Raw genomic sequence first — 15,510 nt, forward strand, 5'->3', positions numbered from 1 at the left:
ATGGTATTCCAGACAAATATCAAACCGAACTTTTCTCATATTTTTCATTAAGATAGGCTATCGTTTCAGATTACCCCGGCCCACCAAATCCAAAAAAGAAGACGCCCTAGGGCGTCTTTTTTTGTGTCTGGACCTTTAGCGCGCAGATTGCAGCATCAGTGCCGGCAGCGGACGGCTGAGCAGCAATCCAACCAGCACGGAGAACACCAATGCCGCACCGCCGGCACATAGCAACATCGTCTGGAAAGCCCCCACGAACGCTTGCAACGCCAAGGGGGCCACAGTTTCGCGCAAGCTCGGTTCGACTATCGCAAGCGCCGCAGGCACGTCACCCGCTGCTACCCGAGTCGCCATGGCGCCAACATTGCTCAATTGCTCAGGCGCCACCTGCTGTATCGCCTGACGCAGCAACTGTTCACCGCGTGTGACCAACACGCCACCGAAGATGCCGATGGCAAGCACGATCGCTCCAAACCGCGTAGTCGTACTCAACCCAGAAGCCATCCCCGTCCGCTCCCGCGGCACACACGCCATGATGTTCTTCTGCGTATCCCCATTAAGCAGCCCAGCTCCCGCCCCCAGAACCAGGCTGGCCAAGGCAAACGCCCCATACCCCCCAACCCCCACAGCCCAGGCGCACAGCAAATTCCCCACCCCCACCAATACCAACCCCAGTGCAAACACCTGCGCCGGGCTCAACCGCACCGTCAGTCGCATCCCCCACTGCGGCGTCAGCAACATCGCCAAGGCAAACGGCAACATCCCCGCCCCCGCCGCCAGCGCCGACAACTGCAACCCGTTCTGCAGGTACAACGGCAGCAACGTCATCATCACCTGCGCACAAGCTGCATAGGCGAACATCCCCAGTAAGGCCCCGATGAAGCGCCCGCTGCGCATCAGTTGCAGGTCGATCATCGGCCGTTCCTGGCTCCGCTCGACCATGATGAACAGCCCAAACAGGAACGCGCTGATCAGTAGCCGGCCAAGCGTATCGACACTGGTCCAACCCACCTGGTTGGCATCGATCATCGCCCAGATCAGGCAGCCCAGACTGCTGGCGAAGGTCAGGCTGCCCATCGGGTCGAGCCGTGCGGCGTCACTGTCGCGGGACTCTTCGATACTGCGCAGCACCATCAGCGCCAACACCGCGACCAATGGCAGGTTGATGTAGAAGATCCAGCGCCAGCCAAGAGTGCTGGCGATCACGCCGCCGAGCAGTGGCGCGAAGGTGATGGTCGCGCCCATGCAGGCACCCCAGAACGCCCAGGCGCGCATGCGCGCTTGCGGCTCGTGGAAGCGATGGCCGATGGCGGCCAGGGCCGAGGTCAGCAGCATGGCTGCACCTATGCCTTTGGCTGCCCGGGCCAGGTCGAGGAACAGCAGGCTGGGGGCTGCGCCACAGGCCAGCGAGGCAATGCCGAACACGGCCAGGCCGGTCAGCAGCATGCGCTGGCGGCCGAAGCGGTCGGCCAGGCTGCCGGCGGGCAGCAGGCAGGCGGCGAAGGCCAGGAGGTAGGCGCTGACTACCCATTCGATATCGGCGAACGAGCCGGACAGGTCGCGGGCGATGCTGGGCAGGCTCACGGCGACGATGTTGGTGTCGAGGATGATCAGGGCGCAGACCAGGGAGGCGGTGAGCAGGGTGAAGCGTGCTGAGGGCATGGATGGGCTCCAGGAAGCGAGCGGGTTGCACTTACCTTAATGCCACCATCCCCGAAGCTTGTTAGCCTCAAGGGACCGCGTCATTAGCCTGCAGGTAACACCGCATGGAAATCCGTCACTTCCGCTACTTCCTCTGCGTCGCCCGCCACGGTCACTTCACCCGTGCCGCCGAGCAGCTGGGCATCGCCCCGCCCACTCTCAGCCGGCAGATTCAGGACATGGAACGCGAACTGGGCGTACGGCTGTTCGAGCGCAATCAGCGCGAAGTGAACCTCACCGCTGCCGGCCAGGCGCTGCTGATCGAGGCCGAGCAGGCGGTGCGCCAGTTCGATGCGGCGCAACTGGGGGCGCAGCGTGCCGGGCGGGGTGACAGCGGGCGTATCGAGCTGGGCTACGTGGCGTCGGCGGCGTATTCGGGCATGTTGCAGCGGCAGGTGATCAGCTTCAGTGATGCCCACCCCGGAGTGCGCCTGAACATTCGTGAACTGCCCATGGCCGAGCTGCCGGGCATGGTGGGTGATGGCTTGCTCGACCTGGCTTATGTGCGTTCACCGATGGAGCTGCCGGATGAACTCGAAGCCATCGCCCTGCATCAGGAAGGTTTCGTGCTCGCCCTGCCCGCCAGCTCGCGGATCAACGAACTGCCGCAGATTCCTGCAGCGCGCCTGGCCAACGAAACCTTCATTCTGCCCGAACAGATTTCCGGCACGCTGGAAGTGGCGGCGCAGGGTGGCTTCGTCCCACGGCTGGGGCCGCAGCCGGGCAGCCTGGTGGCGGTGATTACCTTGGTGTCGCTGGGACAAGGGATCGCCGTGGTGCCGGAGTCGGTGGTGCAGCGCATCAACCTGCCGCAGGTGAACTACCGGCGGATTGCCGATTGCCAGGCCAGCTCGTGGTTGAGCCTGGTGCATCGGCGCTTCGAGAAAGCGCCGGCTGTGAACAGGTACATCGAGATGGTAAGCGACTAGACCTCGAATAAATTGTCTCACCACTGGTGAGACTTTTATCGCTGGCAGGCTTGCACCACAACATTTTCAGCGCCTAGCAGATCGAGCGCCGCCCGCGCGGCGCATCGCGAGCTAGCGCTCGCTCCCACGTTTGTTTCGGGCCAGTTAGTCCTGTGGGATTTGTGCGCGGACGCCTTGGCGCATGGCGCAATATCGCGTGGAACAAACAAGGCGGTCGCGCGCGTCTGCCACAGGCGTCACTGGCCTGAAACAAACGTAGGAGCGAGCAAAGCTCGCGATGCGCCGCGCGGGCGGCGCTCGATCTCATAGGCGCTGAATCAATATCGCCGAACACAAAAAAACAAGGGCACCCATCCACTGGTGCCCTCGCCCTTGTTGCAAGGTGAACTCAATCACCCCATCGACCGCGCCCCCACCGTTCGCGCATGGCCCCGGGAGGTGACGATCCCCAGGAAGGAAATCACGATCGCCAGGCCCAAGGTCGAACTCACTTCCGCCCGGTGCTCAGGCGTGTACATCATCACCGCCAGCGCGCCGGCGATGAAGATGATCACCGCCCAGGTCAGGTACGGGAACAGCCACATGCGGAACTTGAGCTCGGTGTTCTCGCGCTCCAGGCGGCGGCGCATGCGCAGCTGGGAGATGGCGATGACCATGTACACCAGCAACGCGATGGCGCCGGAGCTGGCCAGCAGGAACTCGAACACGCCCTTGGGTGCGAAGTAGTTCAGCACGGCAATGCCGGCGCCGATCAGGGTGCTGCCGAACACTGCGGAACGTGGCACGCCGACCTTGGAGGTCTTGTTGAGGAACGCCGGGGCGTCGCCGCGCTTGGCCAGCGAGTACATCATCCGCGAGGCGATGTAGATCGACGAGTTCATGCAACTGGTCACGGCCACCAACACCACCAGGTCGACCATGAAGGCAGCGTTGGGGATGTTCATGATTTCCAGCGCGCGCTGGTACGACCCCACCACTGCCAGCTGCGGGTCGTTCCACGGCACCACAGAGATGATCACGAAGATCGACAGGATGTAGAAGGTGCTGATCCGCCAGATCACCGAGCGGGTGGCCTTGGCGATATTGCGCGACGGGTCGCTGGATTCGGAAGCGGCGATGGTCACGGCCTCGGTGCCGATGAAGCTGAACATCACGGTGATGAACGCTCCGACCACCGCCGACCAGCCTTTCGGCGCGAAACCGCCATGTTCGGCCATCAGCCCGCTCAGGCCGCTGACTTCACGGTTGGGCAGCCACCCCATCAGCGCGGCAAAACCGAGGCCGATGAAACCGAGAATCGCCGTAACCTTGAGGATGGCGAACCAGAACTCGAACTCGCCGTACTTGGCCACGCTGAACAGGTTGGTGCCGGCCAGCAACAGCACTGAGGCGAGGGCGAAGATCCAGCTTGGGATGTCGGGGAACCAGGCGTTGAGCACATGCCCTGCCGCCAGTGCCTCGATCGGGATCACCAGCACCCAGAACCACCAGTACAACCAGCCGATGGTATAGCCGGCCCAGCGGCCGATGGCCTGGTCAGCGTAGGTGGAGAACGATCCCGTGTCTGGGTGTGCCACAGCCATTTCGCCGAGCATGCGCATGACCAGCACCACCAGGGTCCCGGCCACGAAGTACGAAAGTATGGTGGCTGGCCCGGCCGCCGCGATGGCGTGCCCGGAGCCTACGAAAAGTCCTGCACCGATAATGCCCGCAATCGACAGCATCGTTACATGACGTGGCTTGAAACCTTGTGCAAGGTTGCCATCAGATCCCACGGTGTTCATTGATCTTGTTCTCTTTTTGCTGACACAAGGAAGGACGGGCAGGCGTAGGCGAAAATATCTCCTTTCAATTCAAGAAGTCGACACGTTGCTGGTGCTCTGTTGTTGATCTTTGGCACACGTCACAGAGCAAGATGCCGGTGTGGTTCGGGCTTCATTTAAGCCCCGCGAGGCTGTGGGAAATTACACGAGAACGCCTCGGAACTGTTCGATCACGACAGCGTATTTCCATAAACGCCAGATGTCGCGAATGGCTTATCCGATCACGCCAGCGGGCCGTCTGACGCTTTTGTTTTTCATTTGGATGTGTTTCGGCCGGGCACCAGCCCACCGCCGCCAGGCCCTTGCCGAAGAAGGCCAGGGTCATCAGGGCAATCACTGCCGCGTTACCGTCCACATAGTTGGCCAGCACCAGGCTGGTGGACAGCGCCATGCCGATCACGAACGGAGTCTTGCGCGCCCTGGACGGGTGCACGCCGCGGCGGATCAGGCAGTCTGAAACGAAGCCGCCGAGAATGCCGCCGGTGAAACCGCAGATGGCTGGCAGCGCAGCGACCCAGCCGGCTTCCATGATGGTCATGCCACGGCCCTTGATCAGGTAGATCGGGAACCAGGTGATGAAGAAGTAGGTGAGTGCGGTGATGCAGTACTGGCCCAGGTACACCACCCACAGGTTGCGGCTGGTGAACAGCTGCGCAAGTTCGGCGCGGGTCGGTTTGCTCTTGGCCTTCTTGCGTTCCTTTTCCTGGTCGACCAGGGCACCGCCTTCACGCATGTAGTCCAGCTCTTCAAGCCCGCTCCTACAGGTTCAGTGCACATCCCGGATGTGACGCAAATCCTGTAGGAGCGGGCTCGTCCCGCGAAGAGGCCGGATGCCTTAACGCACCAGGCAAGGCCGTTTGTTGTCGAAACTCCAACCCGGAATCAGGAACTGCATCGCGACGCTGTCATCTCGCGCCCCCAACCCCATGTTGCGGTAGCACTCATGGGCCTTGGCCAACTGGTCCTCATCCAACTCCACCCCCAACCCCGGACGCTCCGGCACACGCACATGGCCGTCGACGATGCGCAGCGGCTCACGGGTCAGGCGCTGGCCGTCCTGCCAGATCCAGTGGGTATCGATGGCCGTGATTTCCCCCGGCGCTGCCGCCGCCACTTGGGTGAACATCGCCAACGAAATATCGAAGTGGTTGTTCGAGTGCGAGCCCCAGGTCAGGCCCCAATCGTTGCACATCTGCGCCACCCGCACCGAACCCTGCAAAGTCCAGAAATGCGGGTCGGCCAAGGGGATGTCCACCGACTGCAACTGGATCGCATGGCCCATCTGCCGCCAGTCGGTGGCGATCATGTTGGTGGCGGTCGGCAGGCCGGTGGCACGGCGAAACTCAGCCATCACCTCACGGCCCGAATAGCCGTTCTCGGCACCGCACGGGTCTTCGGCGTAGGCCAGCACATCGTGCTTGTCGCGGCACAGGGCGATGGCTTCCTTCAGTGACCAGGCGCCGTTCGGGTCGAGGGTGATGCGCGCTTCGGGGAAGCGTTCGGCCAGGGCCGTCACCGCTTCCATTTCCTCTTCACCCCGTAGCACCCCACCCTTGAGCTTGAAGTCGCTGAAGCCATAGCGCTGCTTGGCCGCTTCAGCCAGGCGCACCACCGCTTCCGGGGTCAGGGCCTTTTCGTGACGCAGGCGGAACCAGTCGTCATCGGCGTCGGCTTCGTTGCGATAGGCCAGGTCGGTCTGCTGGCGGTCACCAATGTAGAACAGGTAGCCGAGCATTTTTACTGCTTCGCGCTGCTGGCCTTCACCCAGCAGTGCCGCCATTGGCACGTTGAGGTGCTGGCCGAGCAGGTCGAGCAGCGCCGACTCGATGGCCGTCACCGCGTGCACGGTGATGCGCAGGTCGAAGGTCTGCAGGCCGCGGCCGGCGGAATCGCGGTTGGCGAAGGTCTGGCGCATGGCGTTGAGCACGCGCTGGTAGTGGCCGATCGGCTGGCCGACCACCAGGTTGCGGGCGTCTTCCAGGGTCTGGCGGATCTTCTCGCCACCGGGTACTTCGCCCAGCCCGGTGTTGCCGGCACTGTCGCGCAGCACTACGACGTTGCGGGTGAAGTACGGGCCATGGGCGCCACTGAGGTTGAGCAGCATGCTGTCGTGGCCAGCCACGGGGATCACCCGCAGGTCGGTGACAACGGGGGTGCTGGTGTGAACGGCGGGATTGGTCTGCATGTTCATGGTTGTTGTCTCGCAGTCATCAGTGGGTCTGGCCCAAGGCCGAAGGCGCCTTGAGGTCGTCAACGGGAGCGCCTTTGGGGCGAATGCGTACGAAGAAGATGGCGATGGCCGCCAGCACCGAGGTCACGGCCAGGCCATACAGCCCGCCCTGGATTGACCCAGTCTGCTGCTCGAGCAGGCCGAAAGTGGTAGGGGCGACGAAGCCGCCGAGGTTGCCGACCGAGTTGATCAGGGCGATCACGGCCGCGGCGATACGGGCGTCCAGGTAGCCTTGAGGAATCGGCCAGAACAGCGACGAGGCCGACTTGAAGCCGATGGCGGCGAAGCACACGGCGACGAAGGCGAACACCGGGCCGCCGGTGGTGGACATGAACATGCCGATGGCGGCGACTATCAAGGCACCGGCAACCCAGGCCTGCTGGAACTTCCAACGCGTTGAGCCAGCAGCGAAGGCGTACATGGCGATGATCGAGATCAGCCACGGGATCGAGTTGAAGAAGCCGACCTGCAGGTCGCTGAGGTCGCCCATGCGCTTGATGATGCTTGGCAGCCAAAAGGTGGCGGCGTAGATGGTCAGCTGGATGCAGAAGTAGATCAGGCAGAACAGCACGATCTGGCGGTCCTTGAGCAGGCTCCAGGCCGAAGGTTTCACCGCACCGATGGCTTCACGCTCACGCTGCTCGCGGTCGATGGTCGCTACCAGCGCGTCCTGTTCGGCCTGGCTCAGCCACTTGGCATCCTGCGGCTTGGAGTCGAGCCAGAAGAACACGAAGAAGCACAGGGTCACCGAGGCCATGCCTTCGATGAACAGCATCCACTGCCAGCCATGCAGGCCCAGGCCCTGGATCTGCATCAGCGCGCCGGCCAGCGGCCCGGAAATCAACGACGCCAAGGCCGAGCCACTGAGGAAGATGGCGATCGCCTTGCCGCGCTCGGCGGCCGGCAGCCAGCGGGTGAAGTAGTAGATCACGCCAGGGAAGAAGCCCGCCTCGGCCACGCCCAACAGGAAGCGCAGCACGTAGAACTGGGTTTCGTTCTGGACGAAGGCCATGGCGGTGGCCACCAGGCCCCAGGTGAACATGATGCGGGTCAACCACAGCCGCGCACCGACCTTTTGCAGCAGCATGTTCGAGGGCACTTCGAACAGCGCGTAGCCGATGAAGAACAGCCCGGCGCCGAAACCAAAGGCGGCGGCACTGATACCCAGGTCGCTTTCCAGGTGCGGGCGGACGAAGCCGATGTTGACGCGGTCGAGGTAGTTGACGATGAACATGATGACGAACAGCGGCAGGACGTGGCGTTTGACCTTGGCCACGGCACTGGCCAAAGCGTCGCCTTCATTCCGGGCAGACGGAGCGAGGGTGTCGTTCACGGGTGGATCTCCCACTAATTGTTTTTGTGCGGGTCGAGGTTGTCTGACATGACAGTGGGATGGAGCATATGCGCAGCGAGGTTGTACGACAAGGAGCCAAATATCGCTTAAATAGCAAAATACAAGCTTATAAATAGCAACATGGCGCCGAATATGCCGACAACGTAATTAACAGCCTTGTACCGTGCAGAGAAAAACCAGGCAGAAATTATTTTTATTGGTTAACTTGTCGTACAAGCAACCCTATCCGGAATTTCCATGGACACTTCCCCCGCCAAACGCAGCCACAGCCGTGCCCATGACCTGGTGTCGAGCCTGACCCAGCAGATCCTGCTGGGTACCTTCAAACCCGGGGACAAGCTGCCATCGGAGAACACCCTGGTGCGCGAGCATGGCGTCAGCCGCACCGTGGTCCGCGAAGCACTGTCGAAATTGCAGGCCTCAGGCCTGGTGGAACCGCGCCACGGCATCGGTACCTTCGTGATGGAGCGCCAGGGCCAGGCGGGTTTGCGCGTGGGAGCGGAAAATGCCGCCAGCGTGCGCGACCTGCTGGAGCTGCGCATCGGTCTGGAGGGCCAGGCGGCCGCCCTCGCCGCCGTGCGCCGCAGTGACGAGCACCTGGCACGCATGCGCAAGGCGCTGGATGACTATCAGGACTTGGCGGCTGCCGGGGACAGCTGTATCGAGGCGGACCGGCGCTTTCACCTGTTGATCGCCGAGGCCACCGGCAACCTGTATTTCAGCGAGATGATGGCGCAGCTGGGCAACGGCTTGATCCCGCGTAACCGCATGGCCCTGGCCGAGCGCACCGGGGCCAAGCTGGCGCGGCATGCTTACCTGGCCAACCTTGAGCATGAGGCGATCCTCAACGCCATCCGCCGGCAGGACACGGACGCGGCGCGGGCGGCGATCTGCCTGCACCTGTCCAACAGCCGGGATCGCCTGCTGCCAGACTGACAAGCTGCCCCTTGCCCTTGTGGGAGCGCATCAGGGCGGGTTACCAGGTCAGACAGATCTTGCCGAAATGCCGGTTGCTCTCCTGATAGCGGAACGCTTCGACGATCTGCTCCAGTTCGAAATGCTTGTCCACCACCGGCCGCAAGCCATTGGCGTCGATCGCCCGTACCATCGCCTGCTGCTGCGCACGGCTGCCCACCAGCACACCTTGCAGGCGGATCTGGCGCACCAGTGCCTGCACCAGCGGCAGCTGCCCGGCCACGCCGGTGAGAATGCCGATCAGCGACACGTGCCCACCGATGCGCGCAGCGATCATCGACTGCTCCAGGGTCGCCGGCCCACCCACTTCGATCACATGATCGACGCCGCGATTGCCCGTCAGTTCACGCGCCTTCTCGCCCCAGGCCGGGGTGCTCTTGTAGTTGATCAGGTGGTCGGCGCCGAGGGCCTTCAGGCGCTCGAGCTTGGCGTCGCTGGACGACGTGGCGATAACCGTGGCCCCCGCCAGCTTGGCGAACTGCAGGGCGAAGATCGACACACCGCCAGTGCCCTGCACCAACACCGTGTCACCCGGCTTGAGGTGGTCATCGCTCATCAATGTGCGCCAGGCGGTGAGACCGGCCGTGGTCAGGGTCGCAGCCTCGGCGTGGCTGAAGCCTTGGGGGGCCAGGGTGAAGGCGGTAGCAAGAGCGGTCACCTGTTCGCGCGCGTAGCCGTCGATGCCATCGCCGGGCACCCGGCCAAAGCCTTCGACGTTCGCCTGGCCGTCCAGCCAGTCGGGGAAGAAGGTACTGACGACGTTGTCGCCGACCTTGAATTCACTCACGCCCGCGCCGACCGCGACCACTTCGCCGGCGCCGTCGGCCATGGGAATGCGCCGCTCGCTCGGCCCCCACATGCCGCTGACCACGGCGAAGTCGTGATAGTTGAGGGAGCTGGCATGCAGCTGCACAGTGATCTCGCCGGCCTTGGGCGCTGGGGCCTCGCAGGTGCCGACTTCGACCTTGTCGTAGCCGCCGCCGGGTTGCACATAGATGGCCTTGCTGGTCATGACTGAGGCTCCATTCAGAGAAAGACTGGGGTTCAGCATAGCCAGTTCCGGCCCTTTCGCGGGACAAGCCCGCTCCTACAGGTATCGCACAGAGTCCGAGCCTGCGGTAATCCTGTAGGAGCGGGCTTGCTCCGCGAAGAGGCCTCACAGGTCACACAAAACTCAGCCCAGCATCACCCGCAAAGCCCGGCAATCCGCCGCATGCCAGTCCACCAGCTCCGGCCATGGATTATCCGGCAGATTCACCAGCACCGTGCGCGCACCAGCGGCCCGCCCACAGTCCAGGTCAAAGCGGTAATCCCCGACCATCACCAGCTCGCCGGGCGCCACGCCCCAGGCGTTGGCAATCTTCAACAGCCCATCCGGGCTCGGCTTCGGCTCAGCCTCATCGCGCCCGAGAATGTGCTCTACCGCAAAGCAGTCCGCCAGGCCGATCGCTTCCAGCGTCACATGCGCCAGCTCCCGCGCATTGCGGGTCAGGATGCCCAGGCGGCAGCCACGCTCGGCCAGCTCACGCACCAGCTCCACCGCCCCGGTGGCCGCTGTCGAAGCAATCGCCAGGTCGCGTTCATGTTCCAGCAACCAGGCATGCTTGGCCGCTGCTTCGGCCGCCGGCAGCGCCGCCAGGTGGGTGAGAATGTCGTGCTCGGCCGGGATATCCAGGGCGACGCGGATAGCCGCGAAATCGTGCACCGCCACGGTCAGGGTGCCGTCCATGTCGAACACCCAGTTGCGGATTTCGGCCAGGCTCATGCCCAGTCCTTGCGGTGGCGAATCAGGCCTTCCTGGGTCGACGAGGCCACCAGCTGGCCGGCGCGGTTGAAGATGCTGCCGCGGCAGAAGCCACGGGCATTGCCTGCCCATGGGCTGTCGGTGGCATACAGCAGCCACTCATCGGCGCGCAGGTTGCGGTGGAACCACAGCGAATGGTCGAGGCTGGCGATCTGCATGTCGCGCTGCCACACCGACTTGCCATGGGGCAGCAGCGAGGTGGTCAGCAGGCCGAAATCGGAGGCGTAGGCCAGCAGGTATTTGTGCAGTGCAGGTACGTCCGGGAGTGTGCCGTCGGCGCGGAACCAGGCGTACTTCACCGGGTCGCCGGGCTGGGGGTTGAACGGGTCGCGCTCGGTCACCGGGCGGATCTCGATCGGCTTGGCACACAGCACCTTGTCGCGGATGCGCTCGGGCAGCTTGTCGGCATGGGCACTGGCCAGCTCGACTTCGGTCGGCAGGTTTTCCGGGCCTACCACGTCAGGCATCTGCACTTGGTGCTCGAAGCCTTCCTCGTCGTACTGGAACGACGCACTGCAGGTGAAGATTGGCTGGCCCTTCTGGATCGCCGTCACCCGCCGGGTGCTGAAGCTGCCGCCGTCACGCACGCGGTCGACAGAGTAGACTACCGGCAGGCTGGCATCGCCCGGGCGCAGGAAGTAACCGTGCAACGAATGCACATGGCGCGCGTCCTCGACCGTCTGGCTGGCGGCCGACAGCGACTGGCCCAGCACCTGGCCACCGTACAGCTGGCGGAAGCCCAGGTCCTGGCTGCGGCCACGGAACAGGTTCTCCTCGATCGACTCGAGGCTCAACAGGTCGACCAGGTCGTCCAACACATGACTCATCGGGGGTTCTCCTAGCAAGGCATCACAGCTCTACGGCGCTCTCAGGTGGGAAATGATACAGGGTTTGCCATTGACGCCGTGCATGGCGGCTCATTCAGTGCGCAGGGTCTGCTCCCAATGTGCGCGGTCAATGCGGTACAGCACGTGAGGGCGCAGTGGGTGGCCGATGGGCAGGCGGGGGTGATCGAAGCTGCCATTGGCGTCCTGGACCATGCCGATGGCCTGCATGACCTTCTGCGACGGCAAGTTGCTCTCGCTAGTGAACGACACCACCTCTTCCACGCGCAATTGGGCGAAAGCACAACGCAGGCAGGCCCACGCCGCCTCACTGGCAAACCCCAGGCCCCAGTGGCGTCGGGCCAGGCGCCAGCCAATCTCCACCGCCGGGGCGAACGGCGCGTCGAAATTGACATTGAGCAACCCCGTCATGCCGATGAAAGCGCCGCTATCTTTTCGCTCCAGAGCCCATAGGCCAAAGCCGTATTCGTTGAAGTGCCCACGGATCCTGCCGATCAGCGCCGCCGCTTCCAGCCGCGTCATCGGCGCAGGGAAATAGCGCATCACCTGCGGGTCGGCGCACAGCGCGGCGAACTCGCGCAGGTCGTCGTCGCGCCATTGGCGCAGCACCAGGCGTGGGCTTTCCAGGTGGAGAATGGGGGTCATGGGACGAGCTCCGGTTTTGCGCTTTGGCACTTAACAGCGTAGGCGCGGCCGGGTTTTTCACGCAACTGGCGGCGCCCGGAATGCAATTTTCACAACCCCTTCACCAGCCCCCGACAGACGGCTGAGCACAATACCGCCAAACCACCGCCGCGCCATTGGAGTGACGCATGCAGCCGAGCAACACCTTGGGCCATCCCGCCATCCACGCCCGTCGCAAGCGACGCATGTCACGCAAAGCCCTCGGTGCCGCTCTTGGCCTGTGCATGGTCATCGCGGCAGTGACCACCTGGCTGGCGACGAGGACCCATATCGTGGACCTTGGCAACGAGCAGCAGTTGAGTGAAAGCGGCCTCCTGCAAGACTGGGCCGAAGGCGCAGTGATCGTGATGATCCGCCATGCCGAACGTTGTGACAGCGCACCCGGCCCGTGCCTGAACGACCCTACCGGTATCACCGTGGCCGGCGGCGAGGCTGCCACGCGGGTCGGCCAAGGCTTGAAGCAACTGGGCCTGACCAATGCCGATGTGCTCGCCAGCCCCAAAGTGCGCACCCTGCAAACCGCGCACTTCATCCTCGGCCAGGCCGTACCGAGCGAAGCCTGGCTGGAAAGCTGCGACAACCAGTTCGCCATTGAAGCGCTGGCACGCAAGCGTGCGGGGCACAACCTGGTGCTGGTGACCCACAATGGCTGCATCGACCATTTCGCCCGCCAGCAGCGGGTGGCCGGTGGTGAGCGCGAGAGCAACTACGCCAGCGCGCTGTTCGTATCGGTGGATGCCAACGGCAAGGCGCGAATCCTTGGACGCTTGAACGAGCCAGACTGGCAACGCGTATTGGCCAGCGTGGGGAAATAACTGGCAAGATCAGCGCTGGCCCTGATTGCGAAGTCCCCATGCCGTTGCCGCTGATCTACCACGAAGACTACAGCCCGGAATTCCCCGCCGAGCACCGCTTTCCCATGGACAAGTTCCGCCTGCTGCGCGACCACCTGGTCGACAGTGGGCTGACCACCGACCAGGCCCTGCTGCGCCCGGACATCTGCCCCAACGATATCCTCGCCCTGGCCCATGACCGCAGCTACATCGAGCGCTACATGAACGGCGAGTTGTCCCGCGAGGACCAGCGCCGCCTCGGCCTGCCCTGGAGCGAAGCCCTGGCCCGGCGTACCGTGCGCGCAGTGGGCGGCTCGCTGCTGACCGCCGAGATGGCGCTGCAGCACGGCATCGCCTGCCACCTGGCCGGCGGCACCCACCACGCCCACTACGACCACCCGGCGGGCTTCTGCATCTTCAATGACCTGGCAGTGATCAGCCGCTACCTGCTCGAGGCCGGCCGCGTGCACCGGGTGCTGATTTTCGACTGCGATGTGCACCAGGGCGACGGCACGGCACGCATCCTCCACGACACCCCGGACGCCATCACCGTGTCACTGCACTGCGAGCAGAACTTCCCGGCACGCAAGGCCCACAGTGACTGGGACATTCCCCTGCCACGCGGCATGGGCGACACGGCTTACCTGAAGGTGGTGGAAGATGCGCTGAACTATCTGCTGCCGCTGTATCAACCCGACCTGGTGCTGTACGACGCCGGCGTCGATGTACACAAGGACGATGCCCTGGGCTACCTGCAACTCACCGACCAAGGGCTGGCGGCGCGTGACGAGTTGGTGATGCGCCACTGCCTGGGCCGGGATATACCGGTGGTCGGGGTGATCGGCGGCGGCTACAGCAAGGACCGTGAAGCCTTGGCCAGGCGCCACGGCATTCTTCACCACAGTGCGGCGCGCGTCATGGGTTGTTCACAATGACTGTGGAACCGCTTGTGGATAACCTGCGGGAAAGGCGCTACAGCCCTTTGCCTGCGTGCCCTGCAGAACACTGATCATTTTTTGTTCAGTGCTTACGTTGGCCCGGCTGCGCTAGAATGTGCAGTCTTTTCCACAGCCTGCTGCCTATCATGTCTGAAAAATCCCCCGCTTCCCCTCCCCTGGCCGTCGTTATCGGCGGCGGCCCTGCCGGCCTGATGGCTGCAGAAGCCATGGCCCAGGCGGGCCTGGCGGTGGAAGTGTTCGACGCGATGCCATCGGTGGGCCGCAAATTCCTGCTGGCCGGCGTCGGCGGCATGAACATCACCCACTCGGAAGCTTATCCACAGTTCGTTTCGCGCTATGCCGAGCGGCAGAACGAGGTCGACGGGTTGTTGCGCGACTTCGATGCCAATGCGCTGCGCCAGTGGATTCACGGGCTGGGTATCGAAACCTTTGTCGGTACGTCGGGCCGGGTTTTCCCGAGCGACATGAAAGCGGCCCCGCTGCTGCGCGCGTGGCTGAAGCGCCTGCGTGACAACGGGGTAGTTATCCACACCCGCCATCGTTGGCTGGGCTGGAATGCCGACGGCAGCTTGCGAATCGCTTATCCACAGGGTGAATTGCAGGTCAGGGCCGACGCCGTGGTGCTGGCCCTCGGTGGCGCCAGCTGGGCCAGGCTAGGCTCCGATGGTGCCTGGCAGCCTTTGCTAGCCGAACGCACTGTGGATATCTCGCCGCTGCGGCCGAGCAACTGCGGTTTCGAGGTCGAAGGCTGGAGTCCAGTGCTTGTGGACAAGTTCGCAGGGGCACCGCTGAAGAACATTGCCCTGAGCGTGCCGGGCATGGCGCCGCGCAAGGGCGAGTTCATCCTCACCGCCCAGGGTGTCGAGGGCAGCCTGGTGTATGCATGGTCGGCGCAACTGCGCCAGGCCATCGAGCATCAGGGGCAGGCCAGGCTGTTGCTCGACCTGCTGCCGGACAAGCCTGTGGACAAGATTGCCCAGGCGCTGGCCAAACCACGCGGGTCGCGGTCGATGGCCAAGCATCTGCACAGCCAGTTGGGGATCGATGGGGTCAAGGCGGGGTTGCTGCGGGAGCTGACGGATCAGGCGACCTTTGCCGATCCTCAGGCGCTGGCACGGGCGATCAAGGCCTTACCAGTCACGCTGGTACGCACGCGACCGCTGGACGAAGCAATCAGCAGTGCCGGTGGCGTGCGTTTCGAAGGGCTGGATGAAGGGTTGATGATTCGCCGGATGCCGGGAGTGTTCTGTGCGGGCGAGATGCTGGACTGGGAGGCGCCGACAGGGGGGTATCTGCTGACGGCGTGCTTTGCCAGTGGATTGCGAGCGGGGCGAGCTGCAGCAGACTGGCTGCATTCCTGACGCAGGCATCGT

Annotated in this window: 14 protein-coding genes; 5 read left to right on the forward strand and 9 right to left on the reverse strand. The window is 63.7% G+C overall.

Annotated elements, in window-relative coordinates; all coding sequences use genetic code 11:
* Nucleotides 1–135: 135 nt before the first annotated feature.
* Complete coding sequence (locus ACOKS3_RS25640) at nt 136–1,662, reverse strand: MFS transporter (protein ID WP_422764602.1); 1,527 nt, start codon at nt 1,660–1,662, stop codon at nt 136–138.
* A 104-nt stretch (nt 1,663–1,766) separates the two neighbouring features.
* Between ACOKS3_RS25640 and ACOKS3_RS25645 the strand changes: the two genes are divergently transcribed.
* Nucleotides 1,767–2,630 (forward strand): LysR family transcriptional regulator, encoded by an 864-nt coding sequence (locus ACOKS3_RS25645; RefSeq protein ID WP_422764601.1) that lies wholly within the window; start codon nt 1,767–1,769, stop codon nt 2,628–2,630.
* 392 nt (nt 2,631–3,022) lie between these two features.
* On the opposite strand, the gene gabP is transcribed toward ACOKS3_RS25645, so the two are convergent.
* The 4 genes from gabP to ACOKS3_RS25665 all read right to left on the reverse strand — a co-directional run bounded on the left by gabP (nt 3,023) and on the right by ACOKS3_RS25665 (nt 8,016).
* Nucleotides 3,023–4,414 carry a GABA permease gene (gene gabP / locus ACOKS3_RS25650; protein WP_103448886.1) on the reverse strand — a complete coding sequence of 464 codons (1,392 nt, stop codon included), beginning with the start codon at nt 4,412–4,414 and terminating at the stop codon, nt 3,023–3,025.
* Nucleotides 4,415–4,565: 151 nt separating this feature from the next.
* Nucleotides 4,566–5,186, reverse strand: coding sequence for an MFS transporter (locus ACOKS3_RS25655; RefSeq protein WP_422764600.1), 621 nt, complete (start codon nt 5,184–5,186; stop codon nt 4,566–4,568).
* Nucleotides 5,187–5,288: 102 nt separating this feature from the next.
* The gene (gudD, locus tag ACOKS3_RS25660) at nt 5,289–6,644 is read right to left on the reverse strand and encodes a glucarate dehydratase (protein ID WP_103448885.1); all 1,356 of its coding nucleotides are present in this window, start codon (nt 6,642–6,644) and stop codon (nt 5,289–5,291) included.
* A gap of 19 nt (nt 6,645–6,663) precedes the next feature.
* On the reverse strand, nt 6,664–8,016 hold the full coding sequence (locus ACOKS3_RS25665; RefSeq protein ID WP_103448884.1) for an MFS transporter: 1,353 nt from the start codon (nt 8,014–8,016) through the stop codon (nt 6,664–6,666).
* A 258-nt stretch (nt 8,017–8,274) separates the two neighbouring features.
* Between ACOKS3_RS25665 and ACOKS3_RS25670 the strand changes: the two genes are divergently transcribed.
* Nucleotides 8,275–8,973 (forward strand): FadR/GntR family transcriptional regulator, encoded by a 699-nt coding sequence (locus ACOKS3_RS25670; RefSeq protein ID WP_422764599.1) that lies wholly within the window; start codon nt 8,275–8,277, stop codon nt 8,971–8,973.
* A 40-nt stretch (nt 8,974–9,013) separates the two neighbouring features.
* Here ACOKS3_RS25670 and ACOKS3_RS25675 read toward each other — a convergent pair whose 3' ends face one another.
* The 4 genes from ACOKS3_RS25675 to ACOKS3_RS25690 all read right to left on the reverse strand — a co-directional run bounded on the left by ACOKS3_RS25675 (nt 9,014) and on the right by ACOKS3_RS25690 (nt 12,306).
* Nucleotides 9,014–10,024 carry a zinc-dependent alcohol dehydrogenase family protein gene (locus tag ACOKS3_RS25675; protein ID WP_103448882.1) on the reverse strand — a complete coding sequence of 337 codons (1,011 nt, stop codon included), beginning with the start codon at nt 10,022–10,024 and terminating at the stop codon, nt 9,014–9,016.
* 162 nt (nt 10,025–10,186) lie between these two features.
* The gene (locus ACOKS3_RS25680; protein WP_103448881.1) at nt 10,187–10,777 is read right to left on the reverse strand and encodes an HAD family hydrolase; all 591 of its coding nucleotides are present in this window, start codon (nt 10,775–10,777) and stop codon (nt 10,187–10,189) included.
* On the reverse strand, nt 10,774–11,643 hold the full coding sequence (tesB, locus tag ACOKS3_RS25685) for an acyl-CoA thioesterase II (protein WP_027917732.1): 870 nt from the start codon (nt 11,641–11,643) through the stop codon (nt 10,774–10,776). The genes ACOKS3_RS25680 and tesB overlap by 4 nt, the downstream gene beginning before the upstream one ends.
* Nucleotides 11,644–11,733: 90 nt before the next feature.
* Complete coding sequence (locus ACOKS3_RS25690; protein WP_103448880.1) at nt 11,734–12,306, reverse strand: GNAT family N-acetyltransferase; 573 nt, start codon at nt 12,304–12,306, stop codon at nt 11,734–11,736.
* 167 nt (nt 12,307–12,473) lie between these two features.
* Between ACOKS3_RS25690 and pmrG the strand changes: the two genes are divergently transcribed.
* The 3 genes from pmrG to ACOKS3_RS25705 all read left to right on the forward strand — a co-directional run bounded on the left by pmrG (nt 12,474) and on the right by ACOKS3_RS25705 (nt 15,498).
* A complete protein-coding gene (gene pmrG, locus ACOKS3_RS25695; protein ID WP_103448879.1) occupies nt 12,474–13,160 on the forward strand; it encodes a lipopolysaccharide core heptose(II)-phosphate phosphatase PmrG in 687 nt (228 codons plus the stop codon).
* A gap of 38 nt (nt 13,161–13,198) precedes the next feature.
* Nucleotides 13,199–14,113, forward strand: a complete 915-nt coding sequence (locus tag ACOKS3_RS25700; protein WP_103448878.1) for a histone deacetylase family protein — start codon at nt 13,199–13,201, stop codon at nt 14,111–14,113.
* 149 nt (nt 14,114–14,262) lie between these two features.
* Nucleotides 14,263–15,498 carry a TIGR03862 family flavoprotein gene (locus ACOKS3_RS25705; protein WP_422764598.1) on the forward strand — a complete coding sequence of 412 codons (1,236 nt, stop codon included), beginning with the start codon at nt 14,263–14,265 and terminating at the stop codon, nt 15,496–15,498.
* Nucleotides 15,499–15,510 lie beyond the last annotated feature (12 nt).

It is taken from the genome of Pseudomonas sp. HS6-2, from assembly GCF_049325675.2.
Lineage (GTDB): Bacteria > Pseudomonadota > Gammaproteobacteria > Pseudomonadales > Pseudomonadaceae > Aquipseudomonas > Aquipseudomonas putida_N.

Bases quoted from the DNA above. Each gene is read 5' to 3' on its own strand.
- ACOKS3_RS25640 (WP_422764602.1), bottom strand. From the start codon at position 1,662: ATGCCCTCAGCACGCTTCACCCTGCTCACCGCCTCCCTGGTCTGCGCC.
- ACOKS3_RS25645 (WP_422764601.1), top strand. From the start codon at position 1,767: ATGGAAATCCGTCACTTCCGCTACTTCCTCTGCGTCGCCCGCCACGGT.
- gabP (WP_103448886.1), bottom strand. From the start codon at position 4,414: ATGAACACCGTGGGATCTGATGGCAACCTTGCACAAGGTTTCAAGCCA.
- ACOKS3_RS25655 (WP_422764600.1), bottom strand. From the start codon at position 5,186: ATGCGTGAAGGCGGTGCCCTGGTCGACCAGGAAAAGGAACGCAAGAAG.
- gudD (WP_103448885.1), bottom strand. From the start codon at position 6,644: ATGAACATGCAGACCAATCCCGCCGTTCACACCAGCACCCCCGTTGTC.
- ACOKS3_RS25670 (WP_422764599.1), top strand. From the start codon at position 8,275: ATGGACACTTCCCCCGCCAAACGCAGCCACAGCCGTGCCCATGACCTG.
- ACOKS3_RS25675 (WP_103448882.1), bottom strand. From the start codon at position 10,024: ATGACCAGCAAGGCCATCTATGTGCAACCCGGCGGCGGCTACGACAAG.
- ACOKS3_RS25680 (WP_103448881.1), bottom strand. From the start codon at position 10,777: ATGAGCCTGGCCGAAATCCGCAACTGGGTGTTCGACATGGACGGCACC.
- tesB (WP_027917732.1), bottom strand. From the start codon at position 11,643: ATGAGTCATGTGTTGGACGACCTGGTCGACCTGTTGAGCCTCGAGTCG.
- ACOKS3_RS25690 (WP_103448880.1), bottom strand. From the start codon at position 12,306: ATGACCCCCATTCTCCACCTGGAAAGCCCACGCCTGGTGCTGCGCCAA.
- pmrG (WP_103448879.1), top strand. From the start codon at position 12,474: ATGCAGCCGAGCAACACCTTGGGCCATCCCGCCATCCACGCCCGTCGC.
- ACOKS3_RS25700 (WP_103448878.1), top strand. From the start codon at position 13,199: ATGCCGTTGCCGCTGATCTACCACGAAGACTACAGCCCGGAATTCCCC.
- ACOKS3_RS25705 (WP_422764598.1), top strand. From the start codon at position 14,263: ATGTCTGAAAAATCCCCCGCTTCCCCTCCCCTGGCCGTCGTTATCGGC.